Here is a 9340-nt window from a genome sequence, read left to right on the forward strand (position 1 = left end):
AATCTCAAACAGCAAGTTACCATAGCGGCGTTCCCCATCTGTAAACAGGCCCTCGGTCTTGGGTTTGCTCTATATAGCAGAAGTCAGAAGTCAGAAGTCAGAAGTCAGAAGTCAAACTCTTGCGCTTACAAAGGGTGTGAGACTTTTGTCATGTCCTAACTGCCCTGGCGACTGCTATAACTTGAACTAACACCTTGATGGCGTGGTTCTTACAGTTGTTGCTCTTTTTGACCACAATGTAATTCCCACAAAAACCGACTGGCTCTATCCATCTCGACGATCGTCCAGCCCTCACTCAGCTTTTGTGGGACGTTTTTGTTGACCAATGTGTACAGTTCATCCCCAACGATTACCAGTTGCAGAAACTGATCAAGCAAGGCGTACAGCATCAATACAGGTTTAAGCCCACCCAAACGTTCTTCCCAATCAATCACCGTTTTCAAGGAAACGTTAAAGGTACGAACCACACGGAGACCCATCCCTTCGCTTCTGGCTTTGAGAATCTCGATAATGCGACTTAAGGGGGTGCGCAGTCCTGCTATGGGGGTGGCGAAGGTCTCACGCTCAGTACGTATCGCACTCAAAGCAATGGTAGATGGTTCGTGTGCCGTTTTGGGTCTCATAGCGGTCGTGGGGTTTAACTTGTGGACTACCACACAACGGACAATTTTGGGATAATAACTCCATTGCTCACCTCTAAGTCGCGACAGGTCAAATCTTACCTATTATCCCTCCTAATTCAGATATAGCAAGACTTTCAACCACCCGCTTAACGGAACCAGTGCCAAACTCCCCCGATAGTAAACTGCCCCGACCTAGCTAGCGCTTTAGGTCGGGGCTTTGTCCGAGATCAATTTTGCACAACCAGCTGTCACACCCACCTAGCACCGGAAACTCAAGAACTTTGGAACAAAAATGTCACTTTATCACCTTTCCCCAAGCTAATGCGATCGCCTGTTCTTAGCCGATGCCGATTGCCTGGTGCTAGAGACGTGTGGTTGACATAAGTGCCATTGGAGCTGCCTACATCTTCAATATAGTAGGTATCCCCCTCCACTCTGATATCCGCGTGAATGCGAGAGACAATGTCTGAGTCAGGAAAACCAGAGACATCAATATCCGGGGGAATTTTATCATTGGGCTTACCCAGATGAATCACCGATATATGCTGCGGTAACTCAATTGTTGTATTGGTTTGCATATGCAGCAGTTGAGCTGAGATTACCTGCAACTGAGTTTGGGCAGTACCTCTATTGGGTACAGGGGGCGGTGGCGGGTTCTCTAAGTCAGCTTCTGGTATTGACGGTGATGGCGAGTTTTGGCTAGATTCTTCCTGAGAAAACCCTAAATTGCCAACGGTAGGTAGCGGCAATGGCAGGGTTTCTAAGTCAGGATTCTGCGGTTGAAATGCTTCTGAGTTGAGGGCTGGATTAACGACCGTAGCTGGCATAGGGGTGGTAGATTCAGCATCATCAGAACTGATAGGATTGGATGCTGGATCGGGGACTTGAGTATTCATAGCCATGGGTATAGGTTCAATAAGTGGGTCTGGGGATACCAAGTCGGGTATCTCTGGGGTAGAGTTTGACCCTGATTTCTCCCCTTTCTCCATATTGGCACCCACATTCAAGTGAAATCCACACTGACCACAGAAGCTTGCGTCAGTCTGAACTGTTGCACCACAGTTAGGACAGCTGGTAGTGGAAGGTAAGGGAGTGTAGCAGGCTTCACATTGGGTAGCCCCTTCCGGATTTTGGTGATTGCAGTTAGGGCAAACAATCATAGAACTTTAATTTATTATTTTTAACAGCTATTATCTAGTTTCAGATAATGTGACGATCATACACTTCCCGATCGGGCAAGTGTAGGCTTAATGCACCTCTTAAGGCTACCAGAACTCCTTTCTCCTTTGGAGACTCTGCGCGAACGAGGTACTATTAGTGATAGAACTATCAATAACTGGATTCCATCATGGCGCGTTTTCTTGTCAGGAACACGTCCTGCCCCACTTGTAATAGACTTGATTGAAGTTACTGTTTCGCACTTCATCGTTCACACTTGACACTTCCGCGCTTGTCAATGTTTCAAATCTTGACCTGCTGATTCATCTAGAAGCCACCAAAGTTCTCCTTGGGGCTGGATCAACCGAGCTGGATAGGTTTGTGGATCAGCTTCGGGGGCAAATATTTGAGCCAAGGCTGCTCTTTTGCCAGCACCAGCAACCAGAAACATAACGCAGTTGGCATGGTTAATCAAGCTCGACGTAAAGGTGATTCGTGGTTGACCATCTTTGTTGCCAACTGTAACTAGTCGGTCTTTTACTTGCAGAGCCTCTGTATGGGGGAATAGGGAGGCAGTATGGCCATCATCACCAATGCCTAACAAAATTACATCAAAGTGAGGAAACTCTCCTACTGGTATGCCAAAAAACTCATACAGTTGAGCTTGATGTTTATCGGCATCAGCAGTGGGACTAGAGCCATCGGTGGGCATGGGGTGAATGTTAGCCTCTGGTATATCGACTTTGTCTAACCAGGCCAGACGAGCCATCCTTTGATTACTATCCGGGTGCTCGGGACTAACATAGCGTTCATCACCCCAAAACACATGAATGTTATTCCAGGCAAGGTCAAAGGTAGCGATCGCTTCGTATAAAGGCTTGGGGGTGCTACCGCCAGCAAGGGCAATGGTACAGCGACCGTTAGCCTGGATTGCTCCTTCGATTTTACTGAGGACAACATCAACAGCTCGCCTAATCAAAGCTTCTTTATCCGGTACAACTTCAACCACTTTGTTCATAAAACCTGTCTGCCGAGGAACACTACATCCACAAGACTACCGTTAATCAGCGATTGTGCGATCGCTTTACCTGATTAAGGAAGAATACCAGGAATTATCCTAACACCTTGATTAGTGGTTAATGGTTAATGGTTAATGGTTAATGGTTAATGGCTAAGGCTGGTGACGCTCACCTAAAATGTAGAGCGCGGGACTTCCCCTCTAAAACTTAACACCAGCTAGGATGTTGGAGTTAGGATTCTTGATTGCCATAGGTTAATATGGGCAAAGCGCCATGGTTGGCCTTCGTGCTATTCTATTTTTACACTTGAGTGAGTACTCCAAAAACTACTCCAAAAACTAGTAAGCCAGTAATTTGAGGAGGAATTAATCATTCAAGTACTAAATTCGATGATTAAGTTAATCTAATAATCGCGCTTCATAGCCCATGAATACTAATTCTGTTTATTCCTCGTTTACTGCTCTGACTCTTAAGGTTGTCGGGGTGATAATGATCGTTTCCTCTCTTTTGGATTACATCATTTTGGCAATTCCCTCACAGGGAGCTAGCCTGTTAAAGCCAGAGTGGCAGTTGAACTTTGCTACCCAAGTTGTTGACCGAGGCATTATCCCTATGGTCGGCATTGGGTTTTTATTTGCTGGATATTGGATTGCTCAAAGTGCTGCTACCGCTACCACACAGCCAAAATCTTCGGTTCAAGATCTCCGATTTTGGGTGCTGTGTCTCTCTAGTTTTCTAGGGTTGGTCTTTTTGCTAATGGTACCCCTACATCTCAATAACCTTCGTTTGCAAAGTTCCCAGGCTCTAGAACAAATTAACCAAAGAGCCAAGACCGCCGAAGTTCAACTGGAAAACCGCACTCAGCAAGTCACTGAACTTCTCAAAAGTCCTCAAGGTATAGCCCAGGTAGAAAAGAGACTCGCCGATTTAGATGCAGCCATTAAAAGTGGTAGGATTCCAGCACAACAGCTTGAGCAAGCCAAAGCTCAGGCTAACAGAGTTAGACAACAATTGCAGGCAATAAAGGAAAACCCTGACGTACTCAATCAAGAAGCAGAGCAGAATATTAACCAAATCCGTAGTCAGAAACTTCAACTAGAGAAACGAGCCACCACTGAAGCTTTCAAACTGGGCATTAAAACTGGTCTGAGTAGCTTACTCCTAGCAATTGGCTATATTGCCATTGGCTGGACCGGATTGCGCGGGTTGGGAAGTACACCAGTAACCCGTCGTGGACAAGCTTAGTAGGGTAGAGACTTTTAACCCTGACCAGATTTTTGATGATGATCCCCAAGACATGTTCTCGATCTATATCCTGACCTACAACGAAGAACTAGATATTGCTGCTTGTATCGAGTCAGCCCTACTATCGGACGATGTGATGATCGTAGATTCAATCAGTAGCGATCGCACTGTAGAAATTGCTAGTCAGTATCCGGTGCGAGTTGTGCAGCACGCCTTTGAAAGTCACGGACGTCAGCGCACCTGGATGCTCAAGGAAGTCCCCACCAAGTACGAATGGGTCTATATCCTTGAAGCTGATGAACGCATGACCCCTGAGTTATTTGCCGAATGCCAGGGAGCAATACAAGGACAGGAGCATGTGGCTTATTACGTTGCTGAGCGGGTCATGTTCATGAATCGGTGGATTCGCTACTCTACTCAGTATCCCCGTTACCAACTACGGCTGTTTCGTAAGGACAATGTTTGGTTTGATGATTATGGTCATACGGAACGGGAAGTATGTGATGGACCGACTGGTTTCATCAAAGAAACATATCCTCACTACACCAACAGTAAGGGATTTACCCGCTGGATTGATAAACACAATCGCTACTCTAGCGACGAAGCCCTCGAAACCTTGCGCCAGTTGGACCAAGGAACTGTTCAGTGGGCAGACCTATTTTTTGGGCGTTCGGAAGTAGAAAGACGCCGTGCCCTCAAAAACTTGTCCTTACGCTTGCCCTGGCGACCTGTATTGCGTTTTATATACATGTATTTCCTACTGGGAGGCTTCCTGGATGGTCAAGCCGGGTTTACCTGGTGTACCTTACAAGCATTTTATGAGTATCTGATATTGGTCAAACTTTGGGAACTCAAGCATCCCATGCACCCTCCCAGTAGCCGTGTCATGTCCTCAACTTCCCAAGGCTCAAAAGACTCTGATGCTACCCAGGTCACTTCATCCTCATCCTAGTAGTCTTGATGTCAGATTAGGGTAGAATCAAAGAGATTACTATACCATTGGCTAACTAACTGAATTGGCTAACTAACTGATAAATCAAACATTTCATAGTAAAACTGGGTAGCAGCAATCCCCGCGTCTAATCACCGGTGAGTGTCAATTCCGATTCTCTATCTTTGTTAATCTATCTCTGGTAATATGTAAAGAATAATACCGATTGATCTGGTCAAAGGGAAAAAGCTGGTCTGATGTTAGTTCATGCCAGTAATAACCCTATAGCTAGTGCTGGGTAAAATCTAGTCATGGGTATAACGCCCTAATGGCATCATATTGTCACCCATTAACTAGCGCCAGACTTTGGAAGTGGTATTCTAGATTGATCCGAACGGGCTACCGTTTTGTGGCAGTATCTAGAAACCAGATTTGGAGTAGCTAAAGCCAACTCCAAACTCTAGAACGGGAAGGTAAAACAGGTGTAATTCCACCGTTAAAACTTACCCAACTATCGAGATCAGCTAATAGGCGCAGCGTAGATTTTTCCGATGATATAGCTTCCCATGGGTGAAAGCAACCCAACTTTCCTCCCACTCCACCTACTGCAAAATCAGTGTCTATTGGTGTAGAATAACTGAGTTCGTTCCCGTAGCGTGCGCCTATGCCCAATCTAACCAACTATCAGACCATTGAGGAGTCTAAAGTCAGGAGCTTCGATTCAGACTAATTGATTGTCAAGGAACTTTTCCGATAAATTGGCGAAAGAATCCAATAATATTCTGTATAGTGCCACTAACATCGCTGAATTATTATGATGAAAACTGAATTCTTTATCCTGTATCCTCCTCATAAGGGAGTAAATTGATTAGATTGCCCATTGCCCATGGGCGCACGCTACGGGAACGGCGCACGCTACGGAAACTGAGGTATACTAGTGTATAACGGCTATAGCCACCTTGGCATTTTTTCACCCACTCCAAAAAAAAGTGGCTAGAACAAGTTGGGAGAGTAGTTGTGATTTAGGTGGCTAGTAAAAAATTTTATTCAGTTATTAAAAGGAGAATCTGTGCTCTGTGTTCGAGGGCTTGAAGCAGGATCTAAAAAATGACCTAATTGCGGGGATTCTAGTGGTAATTCCCCTGGCTACCACAATCTGGCTGACGATTACAATCGCCAACTGGGTGATAAATTTTTTAACTAGAATTCCCAAACAAATTAACCCTTTTGATAATCTCAACCCTATCTTAGTAAATCTGCTAAATTTAGCAGTGGGACTGACAGTCCCACTACTATTTATTATGCTGATTGGCTTGATGGCACGCAACATTGTTGGACGGTGGTTGCTAGATTTGGGTGAGAAAATATTGCAAGCGATTCCCTTAGCTGGCTCAGTATACAAAACCCTTAAACAGATTTTGGAAACCCTTTTACAGGATTCTAAAACTAAGTTTAGTCGGGTGATTTTGGTAGAGTATCCTCGCCAAGGAGTCTGGGCGATAGCGTTCGTCACCGGTGTTGTGAGTGCACAACTCCAATCCCACATGAATCGTCCGATGTTGAGCGTTTTCATACCTACTACTCCTAATCCCACCAGTGGCTGGTATGCTATGGTTCCTGAAGAGGAAGTCATTAATCTTTCGATGTCCATCGAAGATGCCTTTAAAGTATTGCTCTCAGGTGGAATTGTTAGCCCAGATAGCCCTGCAATCCCAATTAACCTACAGCAGCCTCCTGAAAAGCAACCATTGGAAGAACCTTTGCCTGAGATGATACAGCAGGTTTTGCCAACAGAAGAAACCTAATCTTTTTGGGTAAAAGGACAAAATTAACTAAGGACAAACAATGCAACCTCGCAGAATGGCCCGTGAACTGGCTCTTTTGAGCATCTCTCAGATGCCCAACTCACCAGAGCGGTTGGATACACAACAACTGAATAATCTGGTGCTGGCGGCTGTTCGTACCCTGACTGGAGAAATTCAAGAGGCTTTAGAAACGGCGGCGGCTGAACTGAAACGGGGTAGCGATCGCATTCTCGAAAGTGAAACTCGCGCTACTGATGTACGTAGTGCTAGAGCAATGGTAACGGATGCAATTGAGTTAACCGAGAAAGCGATCAATCACTTGGGAAGTGCGGTAGAGATTCCCGAAATTGTCCAGTTGTCTAATACGGCTGAAGTCCGTAGCTATACCCTAGAAATTATCAAAGCTGTCAGTCGTAGACAGCTTGAGATTGATCAGATGTTGAACCAATCCCTGAAAGATTGGCAACTGAAGCGCTTACCTCGTATTGACCGGGATATTCTGCGGATGGCTGTGGCGGAAATTGCGTTTTTAGGTATCCCAGACCGAGTCGCAATTAATGAAGCAGTGGAACTGGCTAAACGCTACAGTGATGAAGAGGGACACCGTTTTATTAATGGTGTCTTGCGTCGTGCCAATGACTTGATTAAAACTCAAGCTCTACCACAATAGCGGAGGGAGTAGGGAGTAGGGAGTAGGGAGTAGGGAGTAGAGAGGAGGAGTATCGGGAATAGACTAAAATTAGCCTAATAGGCCAGGCTAGATCACAAAATTAAGAATATTAAGTCAAATATCGATAAAATTAAGGGAAAAGGTTAGGGATTAGCCTAGGGCTAAGCACTCAAAACCTAAATCAAATATTGAATATATATAGTTAATTGACGCCATAGTCAAGTAAGGGTAATGGTCTTTAATTGGTTCCACCGAAAGTCTGATCCTAGCGCAGAGTCTGCTGAGAAAAAGGACTCTGATACATCTCAAGTAGAATCGGAACAAAAGGCAACAGAGCAACAACCAATAGACCAAGCTGATTCTAAATCTGTCGAAGAGTCATCCTCAGCAGCAGCTGATGATTACCTGAGTTGGGCAAAAGCTGCCTACAAAAATATTCAGAAGCAACAAGTAGATCAATCTCCAGAGGAAGACACTACTGAAAGTAAGCCAGTAGATGATACAACGGCTCAGCCAGCAGCAACGGCTAAACCGGAAAAACCTCAAGAATCTCAGGAGACTGAATCTCTAGCGGCTGAAACATCCGAAGCGTCTACTGAATCTCCAGCGGCTGAAACATTGGAAGTGTCTGAGGAAACTGACACTACAGAAGTCGCTGAGATAGGTCAGATAGCTGTTGAAGAAGAATCACAAGCACAATCACAAGCACAATCACAAGTAGAATCACAAGTAGAATCACAAGTAGAAGAGTCTACAGTTAGTGAAGCTTCGGTAGATACTGCTGAAACGGTGGAACCAGTAACCGAGCAATCCTCTGATCAGATGGTAGAGGAGGTAGTATCAACACCATCGGATTCAGAATCTAATCATGACTCATCTATAGGTATGACCTTGGTTGAGAATAAACCAATCCCTGAGTCAGATAGCTTGACAACTGATATAGCTCCATCAGCTGAGACAACAGAGGAAGAAACGCCTGCTTCTGGCCCAAGCTGGGCGCGTCGAGCAAGTGCTAACCGACTAGCACGGCTGGAACGTCTTAAGGAAACAGCTATTGAGACCCCTGAACCGGAACCCGAAGTGGCAACTGTGATCGAAGAGGATGAAGGGGAAGCAGAGATAGATCAAGATATGCTGGGTCTGGCCTTTGATGATGGGTTCTTGTGGTCAGCAGAAGTGTTGGCATCTCAAGGAAGAAGTCCTGAGGATATCTCGATCGAGGAAATTAGCTGGCTCAAGCAACTGCGTCAGGGATTGGGCAAAACTCGTCGTAGCTTGATTAACCAAATAAAGGCGATTGTGGGTCAAGGCCCGTTGAATCAAGACGCGGTAATGGAGATTGAGTCGCTGCTGCTACAAGCAGATGTAGGAATTGAGGCCACTGACTATATTATTGATACTCTACAAGCTAAGTTGCGGGAGGAGTCTCTACCAGCAGAAAAAGCGATCGCATATCTCAAACAAATCATCAGAGATTTGCTAGAGCAACCTTACAGTAACAATTACAGTCGGATCTTTGCTCCAGAAAACGATACCTTGAATATCTGGCTGATGACTGGAGTCAATGGTGCTGGTAAAACTACTACTATTGGTAAACTCGCTAACTTAGGTCAGAAGTCAGGCTACCGTTGTTTAATTGCAGCAGCAGATACCTTTCGAGCTGCTGCAGTGGAACAAGTTAAGATTTGGGGAGAGCGCAGTGGTACTGAAGTGATTGCTAATCCAGGTAAGAATACTGATCCAGCTGCTGTTGTGTTTGATGGTATTAGTGCTGCCCAATCTAGAAATACCGAATTACTGTTGGTGGATACAGCAGGACGATTGCAAAATAAGAAAAATCTAATGGAGGAATTGGCGAAAATTCGGCGAATTGTTGCTAAAAAAGCCCC

9 protein-coding genes are annotated in these 9340 nt (G+C 45.1%); 5 read left to right on the forward strand and 4 right to left on the reverse strand.

The window, feature by feature from the left end:
* Window positions 1-209 precede the first annotated feature (209 nt).
* From F6K38_RS29510 to pgl, 3 genes are all read right to left on the reverse strand, one after another.
* Window positions 210-623: a hypothetical protein gene (locus tag F6K38_RS29510; RefSeq protein WP_008178534.1), complete on the reverse strand. Its 414-nt coding sequence runs from the start codon at window positions 621-623 to the stop codon at window positions 210-212.
* A gap of 272 nt (window positions 624-895) precedes the next feature.
* Complete coding sequence (locus F6K38_RS29515) at window positions 896-1783, reverse strand: double zinc ribbon and FHA domain-containing protein (RefSeq protein WP_008178531.1); 888 nt, start codon at window positions 1781-1783, stop codon at window positions 896-898.
* A gap of 293 nt (window positions 1784-2076) precedes the next feature.
* Window positions 2077-2799 carry a 6-phosphogluconolactonase gene (gene pgl / locus F6K38_RS29520; protein WP_008178529.1) on the reverse strand — a complete coding sequence of 241 codons (723 nt, stop codon included), beginning with the start codon at window positions 2797-2799 and terminating at the stop codon, window positions 2077-2079.
* Between the two features lie 427 nt (window positions 2800-3226).
* Between pgl and hpsJ-B the strand changes: the two genes are divergently transcribed.
* A complete protein-coding gene (gene hpsJ-B, locus F6K38_RS29525; protein WP_008178528.1) occupies window positions 3227-4045 on the forward strand; it encodes a hormogonium polysaccharide biosynthesis protein HpsJ in 819 nt (272 codons plus the stop codon).
* A 52-nt stretch (window positions 4046-4097) separates the two neighbouring features.
* Window positions 4098-4997, forward strand: a complete 900-nt coding sequence (locus F6K38_RS29530; RefSeq protein ID WP_287251762.1) for a glycosyltransferase family 2 protein — start codon at window positions 4098-4100, stop codon at window positions 4995-4997.
* Window positions 4998-5809: 812 nt separating this feature from the next.
* Here F6K38_RS29530 and F6K38_RS29535 read toward each other — a convergent pair.
* Window positions 5810-5950, reverse strand: coding sequence for a hypothetical protein (locus tag F6K38_RS29535; RefSeq protein WP_154659653.1), 141 nt, complete (start codon window positions 5948-5950; stop codon window positions 5810-5812).
* A gap of 102 nt (window positions 5951-6052) precedes the next feature.
* On the opposite strand from F6K38_RS29535, the gene F6K38_RS29540 reads away from it, so the two are divergent.
* The 3 genes from F6K38_RS29540 to F6K38_RS29550 all read left to right on the forward strand — a co-directional run.
* A complete protein-coding gene (locus F6K38_RS29540) occupies window positions 6053-6781 on the forward strand; it encodes a DUF502 domain-containing protein (RefSeq protein ID WP_008178521.1) in 729 nt (242 codons plus the stop codon).
* 40 nt (window positions 6782-6821) lie between these two features.
* The gene (gene nusB / locus F6K38_RS29545; protein ID WP_008178519.1) at window positions 6822-7451 is read left to right on the forward strand and encodes a transcription antitermination factor NusB; all 630 of its coding nucleotides are present in this window, start codon (window positions 6822-6824) and stop codon (window positions 7449-7451) included.
* A 231-nt stretch (window positions 7452-7682) separates the two neighbouring features.
* Window positions 7683-9340 (forward strand): signal recognition particle receptor subunit alpha (locus tag F6K38_RS29550; protein WP_287358633.1); only part of this gene is annotated, 1658 nt, incomplete at its 3' end.

This window comes from Moorena sp. SIO3B2 (assembly GCF_010692525.1).
Lineage (GTDB): Bacteria > Cyanobacteriota > Cyanobacteriia > Cyanobacteriales > Coleofasciculaceae > Moorena > Moorena producens.

Coding starts and splice junctions, on each gene's coding strand:
- hpsJ-B (WP_008178528.1), top strand. CDS start 3,227: ATGAATACTAATTCTGTTTATTCCTCGTTTACTGCTCTGACTCTTAAG.
- F6K38_RS29530 (WP_287251762.1), top strand. CDS start 4,098: ATGTTCTCGATCTATATCCTGACCTACAACGAAGAACTAGATATTGCT.
- F6K38_RS29510 (WP_008178534.1), bottom strand. CDS start 623: ATGAGACCCAAAACGGCACACGAACCATCTACCATTGCTTTGAGTGCG.
- F6K38_RS29515 (WP_008178531.1), bottom strand. CDS start 1,783: ATGATTGTTTGCCCTAACTGCAATCACCAAAATCCGGAAGGGGCTACC.
- nusB (WP_008178519.1), top strand. CDS start 6,822: ATGCAACCTCGCAGAATGGCCCGTGAACTGGCTCTTTTGAGCATCTCT.
- pgl (WP_008178529.1), bottom strand. CDS start 2,799: ATGAACAAAGTGGTTGAAGTTGTACCGGATAAAGAAGCTTTGATTAGG.